Source organism: Saccharothrix carnea (assembly GCF_003014735.1).
Taxonomy (GTDB): domain Bacteria; phylum Actinomycetota; class Actinomycetes; order Mycobacteriales; family Pseudonocardiaceae; genus Actinosynnema; species Actinosynnema carneum.
Window position 1 is genome coordinate 151,398 of sequence record NZ_PYAX01000011.1, and the last position, 24,424, is coordinate 175,821.

The 24,424-nt window shown below is 72.0% G+C and carries 20 protein-coding genes; 10 read left to right on the top strand and 10 right to left on the bottom strand.

The window, feature by feature from the left end:
* The first annotated feature begins 35 nt into the window (after positions 1–35).
* The 3 genes from B0I31_RS29495 to fxsT (B0I31_RS29510) are packed head-to-tail and all read left to right on the top strand — an operon-like array spanning position 36 to position 6,855.
* Positions 36–1,541 carry a VMAP-C domain-containing protein gene (locus B0I31_RS29495; RefSeq protein ID WP_106618653.1) on the top strand — a complete coding sequence of 502 codons (1,506 nt, stop codon included), beginning with the start codon at positions 36–38 and terminating at the stop codon, positions 1,539–1,541.
* Positions 1,538–2,533, top strand: coding sequence for an AAA family ATPase (locus B0I31_RS29500; RefSeq protein WP_106618654.1), 996 nt, complete (start codon positions 1,538–1,540; stop codon positions 2,531–2,533). Before B0I31_RS29495 ends, B0I31_RS29500 begins: the two co-directional genes overlap by 4 nt.
* The gene (gene fxsT, locus B0I31_RS29510) at positions 2,530–6,855 is read left to right on the top strand and encodes an FxSxx-COOH system tetratricopeptide repeat protein (RefSeq protein WP_181320517.1); all 4,326 of its coding nucleotides are present in this window, start codon (positions 2,530–2,532) and stop codon (positions 6,853–6,855) included. The genes B0I31_RS29500 and fxsT (B0I31_RS29510) overlap by 4 nt, the downstream gene beginning before the upstream one ends.
* Positions 6,856–6,859: 4 nt before the next feature.
* Here the strand turns inward: fxsT (B0I31_RS29510) and B0I31_RS29515 are convergent, their stop codons facing one another.
* Positions 6,860–8,605, bottom strand: coding sequence for an HEXXH motif domain-containing protein (locus B0I31_RS29515; RefSeq protein WP_106618657.1), 1,746 nt, complete (start codon positions 8,603–8,605; stop codon positions 6,860–6,862).
* Positions 8,602–8,829, bottom strand: a complete 228-nt coding sequence (locus B0I31_RS29520) for a hypothetical protein (protein WP_106618658.1) — start codon at positions 8,827–8,829, stop codon at positions 8,602–8,604. The genes B0I31_RS29515 and B0I31_RS29520 overlap by 4 nt, the downstream gene beginning before the upstream one ends.
* A 72-nt stretch (positions 8,830–8,901) precedes the next feature.
* Between B0I31_RS29520 and B0I31_RS40855 the strand changes: the two genes are divergently transcribed.
* On the top strand, positions 8,902–9,048 hold the full coding sequence (locus B0I31_RS40855) for a hypothetical protein (protein WP_181320519.1): 147 nt from the start codon (positions 8,902–8,904) through the stop codon (positions 9,046–9,048).
* Between the two features lie 12 nt (positions 9,049–9,060).
* On the opposite strand, the gene B0I31_RS29525 is transcribed toward B0I31_RS40855, so the two are convergent.
* From B0I31_RS29525 to B0I31_RS29535, 4 genes are all read right to left on the bottom strand, one after another.
* Positions 9,061–9,771, bottom strand: coding sequence for a class I SAM-dependent methyltransferase (locus B0I31_RS29525; protein WP_106618659.1), 711 nt, complete (start codon positions 9,769–9,771; stop codon positions 9,061–9,063).
* A 10-nt stretch (positions 9,772–9,781) separates the two neighbouring features.
* The gene (locus B0I31_RS42075) at positions 9,782–9,955 is read right to left on the bottom strand and encodes a hypothetical protein (RefSeq protein WP_245950535.1); all 174 of its coding nucleotides are present in this window, start codon (positions 9,953–9,955) and stop codon (positions 9,782–9,784) included.
* Positions 9,952–10,170, bottom strand: coding sequence for a hypothetical protein (locus B0I31_RS42080; protein WP_245950536.1), 219 nt, complete (start codon positions 10,168–10,170; stop codon positions 9,952–9,954). The genes B0I31_RS42075 and B0I31_RS42080 overlap by 4 nt, the downstream gene beginning before the upstream one ends.
* A gap of 239 nt (positions 10,171–10,409) precedes the next feature.
* Positions 10,410–10,892, bottom strand: coding sequence for a hypothetical protein (locus tag B0I31_RS29535; protein WP_106618660.1), 483 nt, complete (start codon positions 10,890–10,892; stop codon positions 10,410–10,412).
* Positions 10,893–11,084: 192 nt separating this feature from the next.
* Between B0I31_RS29535 and B0I31_RS29540 the strand changes: the two genes are divergently transcribed.
* On the top strand, positions 11,085–12,068 hold the full coding sequence (locus B0I31_RS29540) for an ArsR/SmtB family transcription factor (protein ID WP_106618661.1): 984 nt from the start codon (positions 11,085–11,087) through the stop codon (positions 12,066–12,068).
* Positions 12,069–12,279: 211 nt separating this feature from the next.
* The gene (locus B0I31_RS29545; RefSeq protein WP_106618662.1) at positions 12,280–13,290 is read left to right on the top strand and encodes a hypothetical protein; all 1,011 of its coding nucleotides are present in this window, start codon (positions 12,280–12,282) and stop codon (positions 13,288–13,290) included.
* Between the two features lie 155 nt (positions 13,291–13,445).
* Here B0I31_RS29545 and B0I31_RS41290 read toward each other — a convergent pair whose 3' ends face one another.
* On the bottom strand, positions 13,446–13,856 hold the full coding sequence (locus B0I31_RS41290) for a TnsA-like heteromeric transposase endonuclease subunit (RefSeq protein ID WP_219910852.1): 411 nt from the start codon (positions 13,854–13,856) through the stop codon (positions 13,446–13,448).
* Between the two features lie 468 nt (positions 13,857–14,324).
* Between B0I31_RS41290 and B0I31_RS29555 the strand changes: the two genes are divergently transcribed.
* The gene (locus tag B0I31_RS29555) at positions 14,325–14,840 is read left to right on the top strand and encodes a lytic polysaccharide monooxygenase auxiliary activity family 9 protein (RefSeq protein WP_106618663.1); all 516 of its coding nucleotides are present in this window, start codon (positions 14,325–14,327) and stop codon (positions 14,838–14,840) included.
* A 158-nt stretch (positions 14,841–14,998) separates the two neighbouring features.
* On the opposite strand, the gene B0I31_RS29560 is transcribed toward B0I31_RS29555, so the two are convergent.
* Positions 14,999–15,727, bottom strand: coding sequence for an SDR family NAD(P)-dependent oxidoreductase (locus tag B0I31_RS29560; RefSeq protein WP_106618664.1), 729 nt, complete (start codon positions 15,725–15,727; stop codon positions 14,999–15,001).
* Between the two features lie 177 nt (positions 15,728–15,904).
* On the opposite strand from B0I31_RS29560, the gene B0I31_RS29565 reads away from it, so the two are divergent.
* Genes B0I31_RS29565 through fxsT (B0I31_RS29575) form a run of 3 tightly spaced genes read left to right on the top strand, consistent with a single transcriptional unit; the run spans position 15,905 to position 22,462 of the window.
* A complete protein-coding gene (locus tag B0I31_RS29565) occupies positions 15,905–17,341 on the top strand; it encodes a VMAP-C domain-containing protein (protein WP_106618665.1) in 1,437 nt (478 codons plus the stop codon).
* Positions 17,342–17,345: 4 nt separating this feature from the next.
* Positions 17,346–18,365 (top strand): AAA family ATPase, encoded by a 1,020-nt coding sequence (locus B0I31_RS29570; protein ID WP_245950537.1) that lies wholly within the window; start codon positions 17,346–17,348, stop codon positions 18,363–18,365.
* Entirely contained in the window at positions 18,362–22,462 is a 4,101-nt protein-coding gene (gene fxsT / locus B0I31_RS29575; RefSeq protein WP_106618666.1) for an FxSxx-COOH system tetratricopeptide repeat protein, read from the top strand. The genes B0I31_RS29570 and fxsT (B0I31_RS29575) overlap by 4 nt, the downstream gene beginning before the upstream one ends.
* On the opposite strand, the gene B0I31_RS29580 is transcribed toward fxsT (B0I31_RS29575), so the two are convergent.
* Positions 22,463–24,124: an aKG-HExxH-type peptide beta-hydroxylase gene (locus B0I31_RS29580; RefSeq protein WP_106618667.1), complete on the bottom strand. Its 1,662-nt coding sequence runs from the start codon at positions 24,122–24,124 to the stop codon at positions 22,463–22,465.
* Positions 24,117–24,311 (bottom strand): hypothetical protein, encoded by a 195-nt coding sequence (locus tag B0I31_RS40130; RefSeq protein ID WP_146173987.1) that lies wholly within the window; start codon positions 24,309–24,311, stop codon positions 24,117–24,119. The genes B0I31_RS29580 and B0I31_RS40130 overlap by 8 nt, the downstream gene beginning before the upstream one ends.
* Between the last annotated feature and the right edge of the window lie 113 nt (positions 24,312–24,424).

Here is a 24,424-nt window from a genome sequence, read left to right on the forward strand (position 1 = left end):
CACTGCGCGCCGACCGCTCGGATGGGGGGCCACCGATGGTCCACGTGGACGACAACGGCGGCCGAGGGCTGCTCATGTCCCTGGTCGACGTGATGGCCCGCGTCCCGAGCCTGTCCGACCGCGCCGGTCGCAACCTGGTCGTCCGGATGATGTCCGCAGAATTGCGGGAAACGCTGCTCGTCGAGGAACACCACACCGCGATCGGGCACCTGTTCAACCTGGCCGAGGTCTGCCAGCAGAGCCCGGAACGTTTATCTGCACTCATTCGTATCGTATCCCGCATCGACCACGACACCCGGGCAATGGTTGAATTGCGCCGCGTCGTGGCCGAACTGACGCCACTCGACCTGTTCCCGACCTCCGATCGAGCAAAGCTGTTCACCTTGCTGGCTGGCGTCGTGGTACCCGACATCGCGGACATCTACCGCGTCGTGGCCGGACCGACCGCTCCGAGCCTGTACGGGCCGACCACCTACGCCGAGGTGTTCCGGGTGCTGGAGACGCTGAACGCCGGCCCGGACGGCCTGCCGCGCCCGCTGGTGTTCGTCGAGCACATCGCCGCGCGGGTGCGCACCGAGCTGGCGATCGAGCTGCACCGGTGGAACGAGGCGCAGGCCGTGTCGATGAACCTGCTCGCCGAGCTGACCGCGGTCCGGGAGAGCCTGCGGCCGGAGACCGCGCAGCCGCTCACCCCGGCGCCGGGCTCACCCGCCTACCTCGTGCTGCAACTGCGCCGCGAGGGGCCGACCGGCGAGGGGTTCCGGCTGTCCCACTGGCGCCAGCTCGGCCGGCCGTCGCCGTGGTCCCCGCTGCACGGCGAGGACGCGGTCGGCACCCTGGACGAGATCAAGGTGCGGGTCGCCGCGCTGATCGAGAAGGTGGAGGACGACTGGGCGCAGTACAGCCCGGACATCCGCATCGAATGGGTGCTCGACTACGAGAACCTCAACCTGGACGTGGACCAGTGGCCCTGGGAGAACGACGCGGCGCTCGCCCAGCCGATGGGCTGCCGGTACCCCGTGGTGGTCCGCAGCCTGGAGCGGATGGCGGCGCGGAAGTACCACCGCGAGTGGCGGCAGCGCTGGGCGGAGCTGACCGGCCAGCTCGGCCGGGCCGCGGGTCTCGCGCACACGTCGACGTGCCGGGCGCTGAGCGGTACCGACGAGGGCCTGCGCGAACTGCTGACGCGGTTCAACACCGAGCGCGGGCTGGTGTCGCTGGTGCTGTCCGCGCCGCCGCGGCCGGAGAACGCGGGCCGGGACGAGGTCGCCGCCGGGGTGAAGGCCGGGGTGCCCCTGATGTTGTGGCACCGGCACGACTGCGGTTCGCCGGAGTTCTCCGACGTGGTGGAGTCGGTGCTGCACGGCCAGGACGAGCTGCACGTGCTGGAACGCGTCCGGCTGGCCCGCAACTCGGCGTACGCGGAAGGCTCCGGGCGGCGCCACGTCGGCGAAGCCCTGACGATCCTGTACGACGACCCGGAACGGATCGTCGTGCCTAGCCAACCGGGTCCACCCCGGGAAGGGGTTGCGGTCGGATGAACGACGGTCACGTCTACCACGGCACGGGCGAGGTCGCGCGGACCCCGATCGCGGACCTGCCACCGCCTCCGCCGTGGCGGACGTTCACCGGCCGGGGTGACACGGCCCGGCCCTCCGACGACGGCGGCGAGGGCGACCGCCGGGTCGGTGGCGTGCGCGCGGTCCGGCGGACACCGCACCCGGACGAGGTCGCGATGGTGAACGCCGCGATCCGGCTGCGCCGCCCGCTGCTGGTCACCGGCGCGCCGGGCACGGGCAAGTCGTCGTTGGCCTACCTGATCGCCCGGGAGCTGGGGCTGGGCCCGGTGCTGCGCTGGCCGATCACCAGCCGCACCACGCTCAAGGACGGCCTCTACCTGTACGACGCGATCGCGCGGGTGCAGGCGGTGGGTGCGAACGACCCGGACTCCGGGATCGGCGACTACGTCCACCTCGGGCCGCTGGGCACCGCCCTGCTGCCCTACGACCTGCCGCGCGTGCTGCTCATCGACGAGCTGGACAAGGGCGACATCGACCTGCCCAACGACCTGCTGAACACGTTCGAGGAAGGCGAGTACGAGATCCCGGAGCTGGTCCGGTACGCCAAGCACCGCGACGAGGTGGAGGTGCTGACCGCCGACCGCGGGTACACCGCGACCGTGCACCACGGCGTCGTGCGCTGCCGCGAGTTCCCGATCGTGATCATCACCAGCAACGGCGAGCGCGAGTTCCCGCCCGCGTTCTTGCGCCGCTGCCTGCGGCTGCACGTGAAGCAGCCCGGCAAGGAGCAGCTGGGCGAGATGGTGGCGGTGCACTTCGGCGACGCGCACGGCGTCGACGTGGCCCGGCTCATCTCCGACTTCCTGGCCCACCGCGCCAACGTCGGCACCGTGTCGGCCGACCAGCTGCTCAACGCCGTGCACCTGGCGACGTCCGGGTCGTACCAGCCGGACGAGGAGTGGGCCGAGCTGCTCGAGGCGATCTGGCACCCGTTGTCCGCGGAGGCCGGATGACCGGACCGCGGGCCGAGCCGTCTGCCGGTGAGGTGCTGCTGCAGCACCTGGACGCGACCGACAGCCGGGTGGAGGTGCTGCGCACGGCGGACCTGACCTTGCGCGAGGTCCGGGATTCGCTGTGGCTCGCCGGCGCGCTGCGCCCACCCCTGCCCGAGCCGGCCGCGGAGCCGTCCCGGGCCGCCGACGACCCGCGTGACGATGAACCACCCGCCCCACCGCCGTCCCCCGACGAACCGCCGCCGGACGTGCCGCGGCCCGACGCCGAACCGGGGTCGGAGGCGGAGCCCGAGCCGCCGCGGACCGAGCGGTGGACGCAGACGCCGACCACGCTGTCGCGGGCCGACCCGGTGCTCGCGGTGGGTGGCACGGTCAGCGCGGTGTCGGCGTGGCCGACCGTGCCCGCGTTGCCGGAACGCCGCGGGATCAGCCGCGCGTTGCGGCCGTTGGCGCGCCGGCAGCCGTCGCCCCGGCTGAAGGCGCTGGATGAAGAGGCGACCGCGGTGCGTGCCGCGCGGGACGGGCTGTGGCTGCCGGAGTGGCGTGCCGCGCCGTGGCGGCGGTTCGAGGTGGCGCTGGTGGTCGACACGACCGTGGCGGCCGAGCTGTGGCGGCAGACCGTGCGCGAGTTCCGCGTGCTGCTGGAGCGGCAGGGCGCGTTCCGGGACGTGCGGACCTACGAGCTGGACAGCTCGCGCACGGCGGCGCGGGACGTGACGCTGCGGTCGGAGGGCGGCGCGGAGCACAGGTGGCGCTACCTGGTCGAGCCGACCGGCAACCGGATCGTCCTGGTGCTCACCGACACCATCGGCCGTGCCTGGCACAGCGGCGCGGTCGGGCACGTGCTGCACGCGTGGGGCCGGTCGATGCCGGTCGCCGTGGTGCAGACGCTCGCGCAACGGCTGTGGTCGTGGGGCGGCCTGCCGACCAGGCGGATGCGCCTGTCCGCGCCGACGCCCGGCGCGCCGAACCGGCGGCTGCGCGTCGCGGACGCGTCCGGCGGCGGGATGGCGGTGCCGGTGCTCGGCCTGTCCGCCGAGTGGATGGCGGGCTGGGCGAGGCTGCTCACCGCGCCGGGCTCGGAGTGGGTCGAGACGACGGCCGCGCTCGTCACGCCGCAGACCGCGCCGCCACCCGAGCGCGAAACCGACGAGGAGCCGTCGACCGCGGCCGAACGGGTGCTGAAGTTCCGCACATACGCGTCGGTGGACGGGTTCCAGCTCGCCGGCCTGCTCGCCGCGACACCGCTGAGCCCGCAGCTGATGGGCCTGGTACAGCGCGTGCTGCTGCCCGGCTCGGACCTGTCGGCGTTGGCCGAGGTGATGCTCGGCGGCCTGATGACCCGGCTGCCCGAGGCGAACGGCGCGACCGACGCGGTGGCCTACGACTTCGACGCCGGTGTCCGGGAGGAGCTGCTGGCCACCTCGCGGCGCTCGGACACCGCCCGGGTCGCGCGTGTGCTGGACGAGTACGCGGGCGCCGAGAACGAGGCGCTGCGCAACTACCGGTTGGCGCTGGACGAGCCGGACCACACCGCGCCGCCGGAGCCCTCGCCGGAGAACGTGCCTTATCTGAAGGTCCAGGAAGCGGTGTTCCGCGCACTTTCCGGCCCATACGCTCGCAGGTCACAGCACATCCGACGGGTGCTGGGCCTGGACGGGGGGACCCGCGCCACCACCGGCGGAGTCCCGGACGGCACACCGAACCAGGAGAGCAACTCTGTGACGAACACCGACACCCGACGGCCGGCGCAGGCGGTCGGGTCGCTGCCGCGCGAAGGAGAAGACGTGAACGCTCCCGGTAGCCCCCTGTTCACCGGCGAGCGGCTGGCCGGTTCCACACAGCCGCAGGTGTGGGGTCACGTGCCGTTGCGCAACCCGGACTTCGTCGGCCGCGACGAGCTCCTGGAGCAGCTCCGCCTCCGCCTGAGCGAGGCGGGACCGACCGCCGTGCTGCCCGAGGCGCTGCACGGCATGGGCGGTGTCGGCAAGTCGCAGACCGTGGTCGAGTACATCCACCGGCACGCCTCCGAGTACGAGGTGGTGTGGTGGATCTCCGCCGAGCAGCCGGCCCAGATCAAGTCCGGTTTCGTCGAGCTGGCCAAGAAGATCGGCGTCGCCGCCTCCGGTTCGGCCGAGACCGCGGTGCCCGCCGTGCTGGAGGCGCTGCGCCTCGGCGAGCCCTACCGCCGCTGGATCCTGGTGTTCGACAACGCCGACCGGCCGCAGGACGTGCGCCAGTACTTCCCGGCGGGCAACGGCCACATCGTCGTCACGTCCCGCAACTCCGAGTGGGGCGGCTTCGCCCGGCCGGTCGCGGTCGACCTGTTCACCCGCGAGGAGAGCATCGAACTGCTCCACCGCCGCGCCGGTGACCTGGACGACGCCGAGGCCGACGCGCTGGCCGAGGCGCTCGGCGACCTGCCGCTGGCCGTCGAGCAGGCCGCCGCGTGGCGCGCGCAGACCGGCATGCAGGTCTCGGAGTACCTGCAACTGCTGGAGCAGAACCGCACCGAGCTGCTGGAGGCGGGCACGTCCAGCGAGGACCAGCTGCCGGTCGCGGCGGCGTGGAACGTACCGCTCAACCGCCTCAAGCACGACCACCGGGCGGCGTTCCAGTTCCTCCACGTCTGCGCGTTCTTCGGGCCGGAACCCATTTCGCAGAAGCTGTTCCGCGGCGTTCGCGGCCTGACCGTGCCGGACGCGCTGCGCGATGCGCTGAACGACCCGATCAAGCTCAGCCGGGCGATCCGCGAGATCAGCCGGTACAGCCTGGCCAAAATCGACCACCGCAACAACGCGCTGCAGCTGCACCGCCTGGTGCAGACGGTGATGAAGAACCGGTTGAACCAGGAAGAGCAGGACATGATGCGGCACGCGGTGCACGTGCTGCTGGTCAACGGCGACCCTGGTGACCCCGACGCGTCGACCAACTGGCCGCGCTACGCCGAGCTCCTGCCGCACGCCCTGGTGTCCAAAGTGGTCGACTGCCAGGACAGGTGGGTCCGCGTGCTGGTGCTCAACCTGGTCCGCTACCTGCTCAACTCCGGCGACTTCGGCGGCGCTCGCGACCTGGCGGGCCAGGCGTCGGAGTCGTGGCGCAAGACGTTGGGCGAGAGGGAGTTCGACACGCTGGAGGTCACCCGCCGGTACGGCATCTCGCTGCGCAGGCTGGGCCGGATCGAGGAGGCCCGCGCCCTGAACCAGCGGACCTACGAGCTGTTCCGCGAGGTCGTCGGCGACGACCACGAGGGCATGCTGAACATGCTCGACACGCTGGCCCTGGACCAGCGCGCGCAGGGCGTGTTCGGCGAGGAGCTGCTGACCAGGCAACGCGTGTACGACCGCGCCGTCGAGATCCTGGGCGAGGACGACCCGCAAACCCTCAGCTACGCCAACAACCTCGCCAGCCTGCTGCGGCTGATGGGCGACTACGACGCGGCGCTCACCCTCGACCGGGACACCCTCCGCCGCCGGGAGGCGGTGCTCGGCTCCGACCACCCGCTCACGTTCTCCTCCCACAACAGCGTGTGCATGGACCTGCGCGAGCTGGGGCACTACGTCGACGCCGCGCGACGGCAGGAGGAGAAGCTCGCGCAGCAGCGGGAGCTGTTCGGCGACGACCACCCGCAGGTGATCGGTGCGTCGCGGAACCTGTCGGTCGCGCTGCGCAAGGCGGGTGAGCACACCCGGGCGAAGGACCTGATCGAGGACTGCATCCGGCGCTACCGCAGGCGCAACGGCGACGAGCACATCGACACCGCCACGGCGTGGATGAACCTGGGCACCGACCTGCGGCACCTGGGCGAGCTGGACCGGTCCTCGGAGTTCTCGCGGCGCGGCTACGACACGCTGCGGCGCATCCTGGGCAGCAGCCACCCGTACACGCTCATCGCCGGCATGAACCTGGCCGTGACGCACCGCCTGCGCGGCGAGGTCGACGCGGCGAAGGCCCTCAACCAGGAGACGCGCGCGAAGTTCACCGAGGTGTTCACCGCCGACCACCCGTTCACCCTGGTGGCGGCGACGAACCTGGCCAGCGACCTGGCCGCGGCCGGCGACACCGCGGCGGCCAAGGCGTTGGACGAGGACACGTTGGAGCGCTCCACGCGGGTGCTGGGCGCGGAGCACCCGTCGACGCTGGCGGTCGCGTTGAACCTGGCGCTCGACCTCGGCGCGCTCGGCGACGAGAACGCGGCCGCGGTGCTGCACGCCCGCACCGTGGCGAGCTACCGCAAGGTGTTCGGCGAGGAGCACCCGGGCACGATCGCGGCCACCCAGTACACGCGGGCCAACTGCGACACCGACACCATGCAGTTCTGAGGTCTCAGCGGACGTCGGTGGGGCTGGTGGCCCGGTCGAACCAGGTCGCCAGCTCCACCGGTGGCGGTGCGGCGCCCGTGCGCACCGCCGTCGCGTGGTGCACCGCCCGGACCAGCTCGGGGTGGTGGCGCAGCACGGCGGAATCGAGCGAGAGCCCCAGGCCCGCCCACGCGCTGAGGTCGTGCGGCGTGGTGCGCAGCCGCGCGGCGTAGCCCTCGGCGGCGGCCTCCCGTTCACCGCGCAGGTACGCGAAGTCGGGTCCGTCGCGGTGCGGCACCCGGTCGAACTCGTCGGGTTCCAGCACGCGCAGCCGCAGCAGCGCGGTGAGCAGGGATTCACCCGAACCGGTCGTCGGCACGACCGCGCCGGGCACTCGCGCGTCCTCGGCGAACGGTCGGCGGTCGAGCCACGCCGCGACCGCGTCCCGCACCGCGCGGGGGTCGGGCCGCACGTGCCGCAGCCGCCACGTGATGGCGTGTTCGGCGGTGATCTGCTCGACCGCGGCGGCCACGTCCGGCGGCACGTCCCCCAGGTCGCACGCCGCGAGCCGCACGGCCACCGCCGCGACGAACTCCCGTCCGAGGTCGGTCAGGTCGACGAAACCGCGCAGGGAGTCCACCGCCAGGCCGACCTGGCGCGCGCGGTAGGCGAGGCTGAACTCGGCGCGCCGGGCCAGGGCGGTCGGTACGAGACCGCGTTGGCCGTGCCAGAACTCCACCACGCTGACGAACGCGTAGACGCCGTGCAGCAGCCCGTCCACCGGGCGCGGGTCGTCCCGCCACGGGGCGTAGTGCCGCGGCGTGGCGTCGGAGGTGTGCAGCCCGACCAGGTCGAGCAGGGCGTTGACCTTCGAGTGCTGCAACTCGTGCACGAGCGCTTCGGCGAACTCCGTCGCGGACCGCTTGGGCGACAAGGCGATCGCGCCGAACGCCGCCGAGGAGGACGCCGCGAACACGTCCCGCCGCGAGTCCAGCGGCACGACCGTCGACAGGCCCGCCGACAGCTCCTCCGCCGAACCGGGGTGCCGGGCGGTCAGCAGTTCCCAGGCCTCGTCGAGGTACTTGCGCCACTCGTCCCACTCGCTGTCGCTCAACGGGTCGGGTGCCACCGGCCCGCCGAACTCCCGGTACGGCCCGAGGTCGTCCACCACGACCTCGACCGCGTGCCCGCGCGCGGAGCTGCGGTGCCGTCGCACGGCCCGCCACTCGACCGGCCCCGGCACCTCGATCGTCGTGCCCGACGCGGAGTTGACGACCCGCGCCTGGCCCACCGGGAAGCGCCCGGACAACCGGTACGCGCCCACCGTGGGCAACGTGACGGCGCCGTGCACCACGGGGACGGTCAACGCGCACGGCCGCCCACCGCGGACCGCCGCCGCGGCGGCGACGGCGTGGAACCAGCCGACCTCCGACCACAGCGGAGTGGCGTCCACCGCGGTGCCGAGCACCTGGCGCAGGGCGCGGGTCAGCCAGACGCCCACCGAGTGGTGCATCAGGACTTCTTCCACCACGTCCGGCGCGATGTGCTCGACTTCGGCCAACAGCGTCCACGCACCGTCGATGTCGGCGAACGGGCCGAGCCGTGACGTGACCGGGGAAGCAGCTTCCAGGAAAGCGCGCAGGCGGAGCTTGCGGACGCTGTACTGGGTTCTCCGCAAAATTGCCATTCCCGCCGCGGAGACGGCTCCCGAGCAGATCTCGTCGAACACGAAGCGGGGCAAGCGGTGGGTGCTCAGCCCGAGTGGGTTCATGGGTTGAACTGCTCCTGGACCGAATCACCGAACCCACCCAACCGGAACCGGTCGAGCGTGCGGTGAACGGCCTGGTGGAGCGCGGTGTCGTGCAGCGTTCTCATCTCGGACAACGAGGTCGAAGCGAGATCCAACAAGTCCGAGGACAGTTCTGCTGGTGTTTCCACGGTCATACCGGCCGCCTCCCGATACCGCCCGATTCCATCATGCACGAACACGCACATGTCCGGGAGTGGCCGAACGGATAATCCGCCCCACGGCCATCCGGTCTTACGACGAATGGCCCCGGCCCCTCGGTGCTGCGTGGCAGCGGGCGCACCGCCATCGCCGAGAGCGCCGACGCGCGCTCCACCGCGATCGCCACCTCCCCGCTGACCAGCGTGCTCGACCGCGGCGACCTGCTCACCCACGCCGAACGCGTGCTCCGGCCGGCGCGACGCTGACCGGCCGCCGGTCTACCGGCGGACCGAGGCGATCAGGCCGACCGGCGGGAGCAGGCCGGCGGCCATCCGGCGTTCCTCGGCGGCACGGATGGTGTCGAGGACGTCGGCGGTGTGCGTGCCCGGTTCGGTCCAGACACCACCGCGTCCGTTGACCAGGCGCCACAGGATGCTCGTCCCCACCGTGGTCAGGTCGGAGCCGACGCGGCCCAGCGCGGCGATCAGGGCGGAGCCCCGGTGGAGGAAGTCGTGACCGGCGACCCAGGCGTCGAGCGGGTCACCGGACGGCGGCTCGGCGTCGAGCAGACCGGCGGCGACCAGCAGTGCGCGGTTGTCGTGCAGGAAGTGCGCGCCGGCGTGGTCCACCCGTTCCCAGGCGAACTCCTCGATGACGACCTGCCCACCCGGAACGACCAACCCGGCCGCGTGGTCCACGACCCCGGCCAAGTCCTCGGCGTGGTGCAGCGACCGCGTGAACAGCACGACGTCGTACTCGCCGGAGACCTCGCGGACGTCGGCCTGGACGACGCGCACACCACGTTCCCGTGCCGCGGCGGCCATCTCGGCGTCGCGGTCCACTCCGGTCACCTGATAACCCAGTTCCCCCAGAGCCGCGGCCAGAGCACCGCGGCCGCAGCCGACTTCGAGCACCCGCGCCGGTGGCGCCGGCAGCAGTGGTGTCAGGTGGGCGAGCGTGTGGGGCACAGCGACAACGGACAGATCCATTCCGGCGACCTTAGATCGGACCTGCCCGGTGATCGACGGGTTTTGCCGCGCCCGCTTCGAGTTCCAGTCGCGCCGGGGTGCCGTCAGCGAGCTGCGGGCGCTGGGTGACGGCCTGGTCGAGCTGCCTGGCCAGCACGGGGATGGTGGTCGACATCAGGTAGGTCTGCGCACCGGCCTCCATCATGCGCCGGACCGGGCCGCGGTAGCTGATGCCGAGTCCGCAGGCGCCCCTGCGGCAGCCGCGGCACCTTCCTCGACCACGCCGCCCGAGATCGTCGCGATCACCTCGCCGTCGCGTGTGATGACCAGCTCGTCACCGGGCCCGAGGCGGTCGATCAGCGCCACGACGTCGTCGGGCAGGCGCGTCACGTCGATCCGCGCGATGTGCTCGTCGGTCATCGGACCCCGGCCCGGGGCAGCTTCCTCATCTCAAGGTCATTTTCCCACAACCGCGACCGCGGCCGGTCGGAAGGCGACGCTCCGGCCACTGCCGCGGGGCGTTCCGCGGCCAGGCGGGTCCGGACGGCCCGACCCCTCGGCGAGCCGTCCGGACCTGCTTGGCGAGCCGACCGGCCGGCTCCCGATCACCGGGACCGGCGGTAAGGGCAACGTGACTTACGGTGCCCCTGCGTGGACCCCTAGAAGGGGACGCAAACGCTCACGCCGCGGTGGCAGACGACTCCTTCGAGGAAGTAGTCGGGATCTCCGGTGGTCATCCAGATGTAGAGCTCATTGGCCCCGCCGACGACATCCGCCGGGATGGAGAAGGACGCCGGCCCCGACCTGTCGCACCAGGTGCTGGAACTGACGGTGTCCAGGTAGGTGTCACCGGCCCAGGCTTCCGCGTAGATCCGCCGGCACCCGACTGCCTTGAACGACCCGGTGACGCCGACCGACCGGTTGTACCAGGTGACCGTGCCTTTGTAGTAGCTCGCCCCGACCACGATCGGGAACGTGCTGGTGGGGTAGCCGGCGACGGTGGCGGCAGTGGCGGTGGCCGGGGCGGCAGTGGCCGGTGCCGCCGCGAAGATCATCCCGGCGATCGACGCCACCGCGGCCAGCAGCGCGCCGACCCTCCTCGTGCGGCTCTTCGCCTTCGGCGCGTCCTTCAGCCTCACCATGACAAACCACTCCCAACTTCTTCGAGTAACGGGGTACTGGCCCCAGATCGCCGTCGTGCGGAGGCGACCGCCCAGGATCGGGCGGTGCGCGTTGCCGCCGCTGTTCGGCAACACCACCCAACCCCGCGTCGACCTCGGACCGGAAAGCATTCGAGCCGGTTCGAATCCGCCGCCGACTGCTAGCGTCGGCGAGTGCTCACGCTGCGTGCAGACGCCGACACGGTGGCCAGGACACGGTTGTCGCCTTCCCCGGCGTCGGAGTCCGTGGCGTGGCTGAGGCTCACCGCCGCGTCGGGACGGCACCCGGTGTTCGGAGATCCCGGACCACTCGCCCGCGCGTCGCTGGCCCATCCGGACGTCGCCCTGCTCGCGGACCTGTTGCCGCACAACGGCGACACCTACACGCCCGACCTGCTCACCCCGCAACCGGGCACGGACGCGCACCGCCGTGACCTGATCGACGAGCAGATCGCGCAGATCGAGGCCGCGGCGCAGGAAGACCTCGAAACCCAGGTCTTCACCTACACCGAGACCCACTGGAGCAGGCCGCTGCGGGCCGCGACCCGCCGGATCGCGGAGTCGGGGCGGATGCAGCGGCGGCTCGCGAACGGCCTCGCCCGGTTCTGGCGGGACACCCTCGCCGACGGCTGGCCGGAACTGCGCTCGATCATCGACCGGGACATCGCCCACCGCGCGACGGCCATCGCCACCCACGGCATCGGCCGGACGCTCGGGGCGCTGCACCCCGACGTCGACTGGGCGGGAGACGCGGTCACCCTCGCCAGGTCGAGGGACGGCGAGATCGACGTCACCGGCCGGGACCTGGTCCTCGCCCCCGGCGTGCTCAACTGGTCCGACGTCGTCATCCAGGTCGACGTCCCGGGCCAGTTCGTCCTCTACTACCCCGCCCAGAGGATCGGAGCCGGCCGGGACCGCGGGTCCGGCGGAATCGTGCGAGTGGTCGGCAACACCCGAGCGACCCTGCTGTCCGACCTCGACACCGCCCGGTCCACCGCGGAACTCGCCACCCGACTCGGTTACGCGCCGGCCACCGTCTCCTACCACCTCGGCGCCCTGCACCGCGCCCGCCTCGTCACCAAGGTCCGGGACGGGCGCTACGTGCTGTACCAGCGGACAGCACAGGCAACGCGCCTGTTGGAAGAAGCCCACGACTGACCGGGCCACCACCCCACCGCTCGAGCCACCGCCCGGACGACAACAACTGTCCGTTCCGCTCGAAGATGGCGGACGCCCAGCCCGGTGAACAGTAATCCGCCACGTAGGTCCGGACTGCGATCGATCGAGTTGTCCGGACCTAGTTGGCGGATTCGACGACGACCGATGCAAGACCATAATCACGTTAGCTAGCGCCGATGAGGAGGTCGACTTGAACGTCCGCTCCCTGGCCGCGACGGCGGTACTCGCCCTGACCGCCAGCATGCTTGCCGCCACGCCCGCGCAGGCGGAGACTTTCGATACCTTCACCCCGCAAACGATCTCGGTGCCCAAGCAGGTCCAGCCTGTCGTGCACAGCGTCACTCCCGTAGGCACCATTTGGCTGGACATGACCGCCACGCAGACCGCATACGTGGTGTCGAAGATGCGGGTCAACGACGCCACCATCCGCAGCCTCTTCGACAACGAGATCGTCTGCCAGGGGCCGGGCGGGTGGAGCAAGAACATGGTGATCGGGCAGAACGTGTACGACCTGAACTCGGGCTCCCCGTATCAGGACGTGACGCTCTACACCCGTTTCCTCGTACACCCCGGCGTCGCCGGCAGGGTCACCTGCACCGCGAACGTGCGGGGTAACTCGCTCAGCACGACCAGTGCCGCCACCTATCGGCTGGTCAGCGGGTACCTCACGTTCGCCGACACCTCGGTTGTCAACGCCGCCGACGGGCAACCGGTGCAGTCCAGCGTGAGCGCAGGGGTGCACGCCCTCAAAGGCGGCACATTGTGGCTGCCCAACCTCGGCTACTTCGACCTTCCCTCGACTGTGCAGGGCCTCAACGTCGTCGGCGATGTCAACCTGAAGGTCTGCCATCCAGACGGCCCGGACGACCCGTGTGACAGGTACGGGTCGGCCCAGGTGAAGTTCACGCTGTTCATCAACCAGTGGAAGTCGGACGGCACACTCTGCAAGGACGACAGCAGCATCCAGGTCACGCACAACGTGCCGTACTGGGTGCACCACAAATACGTGCCACTCAACAAAGCGGACTTCACCGTGAGCACGGCGCCGGGTTGCATCCCCCGGTTCAACGCCTACGTCAAGGTCGAGTGGTTGAGCGGCCAGACCGCCGGAATCCATGGCACTGCTAACCTCACCGACTCCCAGGGCTCGACAACCAAGCACGACTCCGATATGAGCCACGCCTACGTACTGCCGTACTGACCTCGCGCTCACCTCACCGGCGTGGCCGAGCTGGTGACCATGGTGTCCGGGGTCAGCGGCCGGGTCAGATCGGTGTGGAGATCCTGGCGCCAGAGCAGGTGGAACAGCACCGGCAGCACCGCGATCGGATCTGCCGGTGGCCTGGGCTCCGTCCATCAGCCCGCGAGGCTGACTGAACGCCACGCGTAACGCGGGCGCGACGTCGGCCAGGCCGTGGCGCGCGTGTCGGTAGCCGGCCAGCCAGCGACTGTGCCCGGCGGTGCGCCGACCACCTCGTAGTCCGAGCCCATCAGTGGGCAGGCCGCGCGGGTGGCGTCGAACGCGACCTGGTCACGTGGCTTGATCCGGTGGGCGGGGCGGACGTCGAGCACCCGCGCCGAGCCGTCGGCGAGACGGGCGAAGTAGTCCGGGGCGTGGGAGCGGGGCTTGCCTTCGGCTGTGGTCCAGAACAGCCAGAACGGCTGGGAGGCGATGTCCACGACGTCGGCGTCGAAGACGAGCAGGACCAGGGTGTCGCGCTCGACCCAGGGCTCGTAGCCGACCAGGGTGCCGTCGTGGCAGTCCACCAACGGCCGGAGTAGTGCCGCTGGCCCTTGTAGGACGGAAGCGCGCGCACGGGCAGGCAAGACTCGAACGGGATCTGCCACGCCTTGGTCAACGGCAGGCGCTGCTCGCCCTCCTCGTCGGCGAACGCGACGTCGTACCGCTCGTCGGACGGCGGGCCGGCGCCGCCGGGTACGAGCTCCAGGTTCCGCGCCGAGGCATCTTCCCGGCAGAGCACCGGCCCGCTCGCACCAACCCCCCGCCAACTAGTCCCGGACTCCGCCACCGCTCCGCCACGTACACCCGGACTCCGCCACCTTCGCGCGGACCGGTCAACAACGGCCGCGAGCGGTCAAGTTGATGGTTGTCACCGGGCAATCACACAGAGTATGGTCTAGACCTGCCGCCGCGTTTGGGTGAACGCTCCACCCAGCGCACTCGGGTTGGCGTTCGCCACAAGCGTTTCCGCCCATCCGATCAGAGGAGTCCACATGTCACTCCGCCGAAGGATCGCCGCGGTGGCGGCAGGCGTGCTCGTCGCGCCGCTCGTGACGGTCGCCCTGCCCTCGGCGCCCGCGTTCGCGCACGGCTACGTCTCGTCACCCGCCAGCCGTCAGGCGCAGTGCGCCCGCGGTCTGGTGGCGTGCGGCGACGTCAAGTACGAGCCGCAGAGCGTCGAAGGCCCCAAGGGCCTGCGCAGCTGCAACGGCGGCGTCGCACGGTTCGCCGAGCTGAACGACGACAACCGGGGGTGGAAGGTCGCGAACACCGGCCGTTCGGTCACGTTCACCTGGACCTTCACCGCCCGGCACCGCACCGCGAACTACGAGTACTACGTGGCCGGCCGGCGGGTCGGCTTCGTCGACGGCGGCAACCAACAGCCCCCGGCCACCGTGTCGCACACGGTGAACCTGGGCGCGTCCGGCCGCCAGACGGTGCTCGCCATCTGGAACATCGGCGACACCTCCAACGCGTTCTACGCCTGCATCGACGTGAACGCGAGCTGACCAACCGCGAGAGTCCAACGTCCAGCACGCGAGAGTCCAACGTTCGCGCACCCCGAATTCAACGCTCAGGCTCACCCACTGCCGTGCTGAGCGTTGAATTCAGGTGCTCCGAGCGTTGGACTCTCGCGGTGTGAGCGTTGGACTCTCGCGCGCGCGGGTCAGGCGGTGAAGCCGCCGTCGGCGTGCAGTTGCGCGCCGGTCACGTAACGGGCCTCGTCGGACGCCAGGAACGCCACCGCCGCCGCGATCTCCGCCGGCTCCGCGTAACGCCCGACCGCCGTGAAGCCGCGCACGACGTCGGCACCGGCACCGTCCGCCGGGTTCGAGTCGGTGTCCGTCGCACCGGGGTGCACCAGGTTCACCGTGATGCCGCGCGGCCCCAGCTCCCGCGCCAACGCCTTCGTCATCCCCGCCAACGCCGCCTTCGACGCCGCGTACAGCGAGAACCCGGGGAACACCGCCCGCTCGGCCACGTTGCTGCCGATGCCGATCACCCGGCCACCGGCGCCAAGGTGCGGCAACGCCGCCTTCACCGCGAGGAACGCCGCCCGCACGTTCACGTCGAACGTCCGGTCGAACTCCGCCACGCCCAACTCCTCCACCGGCCCGACGATGAACTCACCGGCGTTGTTCACCAGCACGTCCAACCGCCCCAGCACCGACACGGCCTCCTCGACCGCCGCGACCACCGCCTCCGCGTCACCGCTGTCCGCCCGGACGGCCACCACCCGCCGCCCCAGCCCTTTCACCCGATCCACCACGTCGCCCGGGTCGTTCCGGTAGGTGATCGCCACGTCCGCACCCAACTCCGCCAACCGGATCGCGATCGCCGCACCGATACCCCTGCTGCCGCCCGTGACCAGGGCGACCTTGCCGTCGAAGTTCATGCCACGATCGTGCTACCGCAACCCATTCCAGTCCGGCGGGAATCGGACGTCGCGCTGTGCCAACGAATTCGGCCCTACGATGAATGCCCGAAGTCCGACACCGAGGGGGTACAGGTGGCATGGGCACCGAGGAGCGCGTCGGTCCGGGGAAACCGCGACGAGGACCACATCCCGTTGATGCCGCTGGTTGACGCCCTTCGGCGGATCCCGACCCTCGCCGACCGGAGCGGACGCGAACTCGTGGTCCGGATGCTGGGCGACGAACTCCGCGAACACCTCCCGGTCGAAGACCACAAGCACTCCATCGGCCACCTGTTCAGCATCGCCGAGGTGTGCAGCCAAAGACCGGAACGGTTGACCGCACTATTACGGGTCGTCGAATTGCTGGAACAGGATTCGCGGCCGATGGCGGCACTGCGCGATCTCGTCCGCGACATGACCACGCTCGAGCTGTGGCCCGCCGAGACCCGCGACGAGCTGTTCGCCCTGCTGTCCGACGTGGTCGTGCCGGACATCGAGGGCATCTACCTCACCGTGGCGGGCCCGTTGGCGCCGAAGCTGCACGGTCCGACGACCTACGCGGAAGTGTTCCGCACCCTGGAGACCCTCAACGCCCGCCCGGACGGCGTGCCGCGGTCGTTGTTGTTCGTCGAGCACCTCGCGGCACGCGTGCGGACCGAACTCGCGGTCCGGTTGCACCGCTGGGTCGACCGGCAGGCGGCCGCGCTGGAGTTGAGCGGGGAGTTGCACGCCGTCAGGTGGGAGGTCCAGGGCGGCACGACCCGCCCGCCGCACCGCTGCGACGCCTACGTCGTGTTCCAGTTGCGCCGGGAGGGCCTGACCGGTGACGTCTACCGGTTGTCGCACTGGCGCCAGCTCGACCTGTCCACCGGCTGGCACCCGGTGCGCGGCGCCGACTCCACCGGTGACCTGGCCGGGGTGAAGCGCCGGGTGGCCGAGATCGTCGAGGAGCTGGAGGGCGAGTGGGTGAGCTTCGCGCCGGAGATCCGGGTCGAGTTCATCCTGGCCGGCGACGTCATCAACCTCGACGTCGACCAGTGGCCGTGGGACACCGACCCGCTGCTGCCCGAGCCGCTGGGCTGCCGCTACCCCGTGGTGGTCCGCAGCCTGGAACGGATGGCGGCCCGCAAGTACCACCGGCTGTGGCACCTGCGCTGGGAACGGCTGCGGTCCCAGCTCGACCACGGCGGCGCGCTCTCGGCCGACGCCACCTGCTGGGGCCGTGACGGCAGCGCGCAGGCCGTGCGCGAACTGATGTCGACGTTGCAGCGCAACGCCGCCGCGGTGTCGCTCGTGCTCAGCTCACCGCCGCGGTCGGAGTCGTCCGGGCGTGACGAGATGGCGGCGGGCCTGCGTGCGGGGATACCGCTGATCCTGTGGGACCGCGCCGGTTCCGACGACGGCTTCGACGCCCACGCGCGGCGGTTGCTGCACGAAGGCGACGACCGCGACCTGCTGGAGCGGATCCGCCACGCGCGGTCCGACGCGTTCGAACGGGGAGAGGGGCACTTCGGCGCGGGCCTCACCGTCCTGTGGGACGACCCGTCACGGCTGGTGTTGCCGATGCACCCGATGGCGCCGGAAGGGGCGTGAGGCAGTGGACTTCGACGGCACCGACTGGCAGGTGTACCGCGGCACGGGAGGGGTGGCGGCCGAACCGGTCGCGGGGTTGCCGGAGCCACCACCGTGGCGGCGGTTCCCGGGCGTCGGCACGACGTTCCGCCCCGCGGACGACGGCGGCGAGGGCGACCGGCGGGTGGGACGGTCGCCCGACGCGCCACGCGTCCCCGCGCCCGGCGAGGTGACCATGGTGAACGCGGCGCTGCTCCTGCGCCGACCGCTGCTGGTCACCGGCGACCCCGGAACGGGCAAGTCCACGCTGGCCTACCTGATCGCCCGCGAGCTCGGCCTCGGCCCGGTGCTGCGCTGGGCCGTGACGAGCCGCACGCGGCTCGGGCACGGCCTGTACTTCTACGACGCGATCGGCCGGGTGCGCGCCGCCGGCGGGACCACGGGCGACGACGACATCGGCAACTACATCCACCTCGGCCCCCTGGGCACCGCCCTGCTCCCCTACGAGCTGCCGCGCGTGCTGCTGATCGACGAGCTGGACAAGGGCGACATCGACCTGCCGAACGACCTGCTGAACGTGTTCGAGGAGGGCGAGTACACGATCCCGGAGCTGGTGCGGATCGCCGGTAGCCGGCCGGAGGTGCGGGTGCTGACCGAGGACACCGGCGGCACGGCCCCGATCCGCGACGGCGTGGTCCGGTGCGCCGAGTTCCCGGTCGTCGTGATCACCAGCAACGGCGAGCGCGAGTTCCCGCCCGCGTTCCTGCGCCGCTGCCTGCGCCTGCACATCGAGCCACCGGACGCCGAGCGGCTCGGGCAGATGGTCGCGGCGCACTTCGACGACACCACCGGCGTCGACGTGGCGGCGCTGATCGAGGAGTTCCTGCGCCGCCGCGACGAGGTGGGCGGCCTGGCCGCGGACCAGCTGCTCAACAGCGTCCACCTGGCCCTGCGCCTGGCCACTTCCGGCGACTACCGACCCGATGGCGCCCTGCCCGAGCTGCTGGAGGCGATCTGGCACCCGCTGTCGGCCGAGTCGGGATGAGCGCCGACGACCCGCTGACCGGGGGCTCGGCGATCCGGCTCACCGTGCGCGAGGTGCGGGACGCGCTGTGGCTCGCGTCGCGGATGAGCCGTGGGGTCTCGGCCCACGACCCACCGGCCGCCGTCGACCCACCGCGGCCGGCCCACCTCGACTCCCCGCCGCGGCCGCCGTCCGACCCGCCGTCCGCGAGCCGCGAGGTCGAGGTGCCGCCCGTCGAGGTACCGGACCGGGCACCGGCGCAGCGCGGGAGTTCCCGGGCCCGGGCCGCTATCGACGCCTCCGCCGCCCTGCTGCCCGCCGTCCCGGCCCTGCCGGAGCGGACGCGGATCGCCCGCGCGCTGCGACCGCTGGCACGAACCGCGCCCTCACCGTGGCGGGAGGTGCTGGACGAGGAGGCGACGGCGGTCCGCGCGGCGCAGGACGGGCTGTGGCTGCCCGAGTGGCGCCCGGAGCCGTGGCACCCGTTCGACGTGGCGTTGGTCGTGGACGGTTCGCCGTCCATGGCGATCTGGCAGCACACCGCGCGCGAGCTCGCCGAGCTGCTGCGCCGGCAGGGCGCGTTCCGCGACGTGCGCCGCTACGGGCTCGACTTCTCCCCCGCCACGCCGGAAGGTCTCCGGCTGCGCCCGGAAGGGCCCACTGCCGCGGCCGTGCCGTGGAATCGCCTGGCGGACCCCACCGGACGTCGCCTGGTACTGGTGTTCACCGACGGGATCGGTGACGCGTGGCGGAGCGGCGCGGCCGGTCACGTGCTGCACCACTGGGGACGGGTGATGCCCGTGGCCGTGGTGCACGCCCTCGATCAGCGCCTGTGGCAGTGGAGCGCGCTCGACACGCGGCGCGTGCGGCTGTCGTCCCCGTCCCCCGGTGCGCCGAACCGGCTCCTGCGCTCCACCCCGGCCGAGCCGGCGTTCGCCACCCCGCCGGGCGGCACGGTGGTTCCCGTCCTCGCGCTGTCGCCCGAGTGGATGGCGCCGTGGGCCCGGCTGGTCACCGAACCGGGCTCGGGTTGGGTGGACACCACGGCGACCGTCGTCCGCCCGTTCGACCGCGACACCGCACCGGAGCCGGCCCGGCCACCGGACGTCGGCGCGCGGGAACGGGTGCTGGGTTTCCGCACGGTCGCGTCGATCACCGCGTTCCGCCTGGCGAGCCTGCTCGCCGCCGCACCGCTGGACCTGTCGTCGATGAAGCTGGTGCAGCGCGTGATGCTGCCCGGCAGCGGCTTGTCCGCGCTGGCCGAGGTGATGCTCGGCGGCCTTCTGGTGCGGAAGGACGGCGGTGCCGGGCCGACGTCCGTCCGGTACGACTTCCACCCCGGCGTGCGCGAGGAACTGCTGGCCGGCCTGCAGCGCGCCGACACCGTCCGGGTCGTCCGCCTGCTCGCCGACCACGCTCCGCCCGAGGTGACGGTCCTGCACAACTACGCGGACGCCGTCGACACGCCGGACGACGTCGAACTCCCCGAGCTGTCGCCCGGCAACGCGCCGTACCTGCGGGTGCAGGAAGCCGTGTTCCGCGCGCTGTCCGGCCCGTACCTGGCGAGGGCGAACCGCTTGGCGGCCAGGGGTTTCGGCGCGCGCGAGGAGGCCTCACCGGAACCGGGCAGGCGCAGGCGTACGCCGCTCGACCACCGCCCGGAGGTGTGGGGGCCGATGCCGCTGCGCAACCCGGACTTCGTGGGCCGCGAGGAACTGCTGGCGGCGGTCCGGCGGCGGTTGGCCGAACCGAGTACGGCCGTGCTCCACGGCATGGGCGGCGTCGGCAAGTCGCAGGCCGCCGTGGAGTACGTGTACCGGCACGCGTCGGAGTACCAGGTGGTGTGGTGGATACCGGCCGAGCACCCGGCGCAGGTCCGGACGAGCTTCGTGGAGCTGGCCAAGCGGCTCGGCGTGCCGGCGGGGTCGACCGACACCGCCGTCTCCGGTGTGTTGCAGGCGCTGCGTGACGGCGGGGCGCACGCCCGGTGGATGCTGGTGTTCGACAACGCCGACCACCCCGACGAACTGCGCCCGTTCTTCCCCACGGGCGATGGGGACGTCCTGGTCACGTCGCGCAACCCGGTGTGGGCGAGCATCGCCCGGCCGGTGGAAGTGGATCTCTTCACCCGGGCGGAGAGCGTCGAACTCCTGCGCCGGCGGGCAGGCGAACTCGACGACGACGAAGCCGACGCGCTGGCCGAAGCCCTCAACGACCTGCCGCTGGCGGTCGAGCAGGCCGCCGCGTGGCGGGCCCAGACCGGCATGGCGGTGGAGGAGTACCTGGACCTGCTGGCCGAGAACCGGGACGAACTGCGGGACGCCGCCCTCCCCGACGACGCCGCGCTCCCGATCGCGGCGGCGTGGCGCGTCCCGCTCAGCCGCTTGGCCGAGGACCACCCCGCGGCGCTGCACCTGCTCCAGGTGTGCGCGTTCTTCGGCGCCGAGCCGATCCCGCAGCGACTGTTCCGCGGCGCCCGCGACGCGCCGGTCTCCCCGGAGCTCGTGGAAGCCATGGAGGACCCGGTCGCGTTCAACCGCGCGATCCGGGAGATCAGCAGGTACAGCCTCGCCAGGATCGACCACCGCAACCACACCATGCAGTTGCACCACGTGGTGCAGGCGGTGTTGTCCAGCCGCGTCAGTCCCCGGGAACGCGATCAGCTGCGGCACGCCGTGCACATGTTGCTGGTCAACGGGGACCCGGGAGACCCGTCCCAGGCCGCGGACTGGCCGCGGTACGCCGAGCTGGTGCCGCACGCGGTGCAGGCCGGTGCCGTCGAGTGCCAGGACAAGTGGGTCCGCCGGCTGCTCATCAACCTGGTCCGGTACATGCTGGAGGTGGGTGACTTCAGCGGCGCCGTGGAAATGGCCGAGCGGAGCGTCGCCGCTTGGCGCGCCATGGCCGAGGACGACGACTTGCGCACGTTGGAGATGGCTCGCTTGCACGGCGTGGGCCTGCGCCGGCTGGGACGCATCCACGAGGCCAGGTCGCTCAACGTGAGGACGTACGCCGCGCTGCGCCGGAAGGTGGGCGACGACCACGAGGACACCCTCAACATGCTGGACACGGTCGCCGCGGACCGCCGCCGGGAAGGCAGCCTCGTCGAGGAGCTGCGGTTGCGGCGGCTGGTGCACGCGAAAGCGCGTCGGATGCTCGGCGAGGACGACCCGGAGACCTTGCGCTACGCCAACAACCTCGCCGCGTCGCTGCGCAGCCTGGGCCAGTTCGCCCAAGCTCGTGAGCTGGACGAGGACACCGTGCGCCGGTTCACCGACGTGCTGGGTGCCGACCACCTGATGACGTTGCGCTCACGCAACGCGTTGGCGGTGGACCTGCGGGAGTGCGGCGACTACGGCGAAGCGTGGGACATGTTGGACGACACCTTGCTGCGCCAGCGGGAGCTCTTCGGCGAGGACCACCTGTACACGATCGGCGCGGCACGGGCCCTGGCCGTCACCCGCTGCCGGGCCGGTGACCACGTCGGCGCCCGCGAACTCGCCGAGGAGTGCCTGGCCCGCTACCGCCGCCGACAGGGCGAATCGCACCTCGACACCATCACGTCCCTGATGACGCTGTCGGTGGACCTGCGCCACCTGGACGACCTGCCCGCCGCACGCGACCTGGCCGAGCGCAGCCACCGGCTGTTCAGCCGGACCAGCGGCGCCGAGCACCCGTTCACGATGATCGCCGCGACCAACCTGGCGGTGACGCACCGCCTGTCCGGGGATCCGGACCTGGCCCGGCGGCTGAACACCGACGCGACGGCCACGCTGCGCCGGGTGTTCAGCGCCGATCACCCGTTCGCGCTGGTGAGCGCCACCAACCTGGCCGGTGACCTGGCGGCGCTCGGCGACCACGCCGCGGCGCGGGAGCTGGACGAGGACACCTTGCGGCGCTCCGGCCAGGCCCTCGGACCACGGCACCCCTCGACGCTGGCCGTCGCGCTGAACCTGTCGCTCGACCTGGCGGACCTCGGCGACCACGCCGCAGCGGACCCGCTGCACCGCCAGGCCGTCACCGGTCTGCGGGAGGTGCTGGGTGGCCACCACCCGGCTACCCGATCAGCCGCCCGGCGCGTCAGGGCGAACTGCGACATCGACACGATGGAGCTGTGATCAGGCGTCCAGCCACCGCGCCAGGCTCACCGGGTCGGCGGCCTGGCCACCGCGGGCGGTGATCTCGCGGTGGAGCCCGCGCACCACCTCCGGCTCGCGCAGCAGGGGCGGCAGCGACAGCGCCAACCCGAGGCCGACCCAGGCACCGCCGTCCTCGGCGTTCCGCTGCACGCGGTCGAGGTACTTGGAGGCCGCCGCCGACAGGTCGCCGTCGGCCAGCGCGACATCGGCGTCGTCGCTGGCGGTGGGAGCAGTACCGTCGCTATCCGGTGCCTTCGCCCTCAGCAGCGCCGCCCGGTGGGAGTCGGCCCGGCCGCCGGCGGCCACCACGTCGCCGCGCACGCGACGGGACCGGGGGCGGCCCGCGAGCCATTCGTCGGCGAGGGCCGCGAGGTCCTCCGGGCGGGGCTCGACGTGCCGGATCCGCCACGTCGCCCGGTGGTCCGCGATGATCATTCCCACCAGGTGCGCGTGACCTGAGCCGGCCGCGGCCGGCTCGCACACCGCGAGCCGCCGCGACACCGCGTCGACCAGCAGCTTGCCCGCCGCGGTCAACCGGGAGGTGTCGAGGCTGTCGAGGGCGAGGCGCAGCTGGCGCACCCGCAGGGCGAGCGCGAACGACGCGGGCGCGCGACCGTGCCAGAACTCGACCACGCTGATGAACGCGTAAAGCCCGTGCAGCACACCGGTCAACGGCCTCGGGTCGTCCCGCCAGGGCGCGTAGTGCCGCTTCACCGTGCCGTCGTCGTGCAGGTGGACCAGTTCGAGCACCGCGTTGAGCTTGGAGTGCTGCAGTTCGTGCACCAGGGTCTCGGCGAACTCGGCGGCCGAAGCACGAGCCGACAGAGCCACCGCGCCGAACGCGATCGCGGACGACGCACCCACCACACCGCTGCCCGGGTCCAGCGGCACGAGGCTGGTCAACCCGGCCGACACCTCGGTGGCGTACCCGCTGTCCCACTCGGTCAGCAACGTCCACGCTTCGTCGAGCAGCGCGCACCACCGCTCGTACTCGGCGCGGTCGAGCGGGTTCGGCGGTGTCGGTTCGGCGAACCCGCGGTTCGGGTCCAGGTCGTCGACCACGACCTCCAGGGACAGGCCGCGTGCCTCACTGCGGTGGCGACGGAACGGCCGGAACAGGCGTTCCCCGCCGTTGACGCACACCGGTCGGCCCGCTCCGCACACCAGCTCCACCGACTCCACCGACTCGGACAGCACGAACTGCCCGACCGTGGGCAGCGTGGCCACTCCCCCGGTCACCGGCACGGTCAGCCGCGCCGGGATCCCGGCCCGCACCGCGACAGCGGCGGCCACCGCGTGCAGGACGCCCGAGGCCGCCGTCGCCCGCTCGACACCCTCGGGGTTCCGGCGCAACGCCCGCGCCAGCCACAGACCGACCCCGGGCGCCATGAGCACGTCCTCGACCACCACGGGGTCCAGGCGCTCGGCTTCGGCGAGCACGGCCCATGCGCGCTCGGCGTCGGCGGTCCCGGCGGCGTGAGCGGCGTCGCGGCGAGCCAGCTCCAGCAACGCCCGCATCCCCAGCCTCCGCCGGCCGTACTGGGCGCGGCGCAACGCGCCCATGACCGCCGGTGTGCCGGGACCCGCGCAGATCAGGTCGAACTCGGCTGCGGACAGGTGCGGACCCGCCAGGTCAGCCATCGTGGCGACGGAGGAACGAGAACTGCTCCTGGACCAGGTCGCCCGGCTCGCGGTGCGCGGCGAGCGCCAGGGTCCACTCGATCGCCTCGGCCAGCGCGGGTGTCGCCATGGCACCCAGTTCGGCCAGGGAGAAAGACGTGCAGTCGAACGGGTCCGCCATGGGACCCGGTGGCGAACTCGCCGTCACTCGTGTGCCTCCTGTGCTCCGCACGCCCGAACGCGACCGCCCGAACAGCGCTTGGCGACAGACGGCGATCGACCTTAACAAGGAAGGCGGACGTCCTGCGCTCCGGGCGTACG

Bases quoted from the DNA above. Each gene is read 5' to 3' on its own strand.
- B0I31_RS29495 (WP_106618653.1), top strand. From the start codon at position 36: ATGGTCCACGTGGACGACAACGGCGGCCGAGGGCTGCTCATGTCCCTG.
- B0I31_RS29500 (WP_106618654.1), top strand. From the start codon at position 1,538: ATGAACGACGGTCACGTCTACCACGGCACGGGCGAGGTCGCGCGGACC.
- fxsT (WP_181320517.1), top strand. From the start codon at position 2,530: ATGACCGGACCGCGGGCCGAGCCGTCTGCCGGTGAGGTGCTGCTGCAG.
- B0I31_RS29515 (WP_106618657.1), bottom strand. From the start codon at position 8,605: ATGAACCCACTCGGGCTGAGCACCCACCGCTTGCCCCGCTTCGTGTTC.
- B0I31_RS29520 (WP_106618658.1), bottom strand. From the start codon at position 8,829: ATGTGCGTGTTCGTGCATGATGGAATCGGGCGGTATCGGGAGGCGGCC.
- B0I31_RS29525 (WP_106618659.1), bottom strand. From the start codon at position 9,771: ATGGATCTGTCCGTTGTCGCTGTGCCCCACACGCTCGCCCACCTGACA.
- B0I31_RS42075 (WP_245950535.1), bottom strand. From the start codon at position 9,955: ATGATGGAGGCCGGTGCGCAGACCTACCTGATGTCGACCACCATCCCC.
- B0I31_RS42080 (WP_245950536.1), bottom strand. From the start codon at position 10,170: ATGACCGACGAGCACATCGCGCGGATCGACGTGACGCGCCTGCCCGAC.
- B0I31_RS29535 (WP_106618660.1), bottom strand. From the start codon at position 10,892: ATGGTGAGGCTGAAGGACGCGCCGAAGGCGAAGAGCCGCACGAGGAGG.
- B0I31_RS29555 (WP_106618663.1), top strand. From the start codon at position 14,325: ATGTCACTCCGCCGAAGGATCGCCGCGGTGGCGGCAGGCGTGCTCGTC.
- B0I31_RS29560 (WP_106618664.1), bottom strand. From the start codon at position 15,727: ATGAACTTCGACGGCAAGGTCGCCCTGGTCACGGGCGGCAGCAGGGGT.
- B0I31_RS29565 (WP_106618665.1), top strand. From the start codon at position 15,905: ATGCCGCTGGTTGACGCCCTTCGGCGGATCCCGACCCTCGCCGACCGG.
- fxsT (WP_106618666.1), top strand. From the start codon at position 18,362: ATGAGCGCCGACGACCCGCTGACCGGGGGCTCGGCGATCCGGCTCACC.
- B0I31_RS29580 (WP_106618667.1), bottom strand. From the start codon at position 24,124: ATGGCTGACCTGGCGGGTCCGCACCTGTCCGCAGCCGAGTTCGACCTG.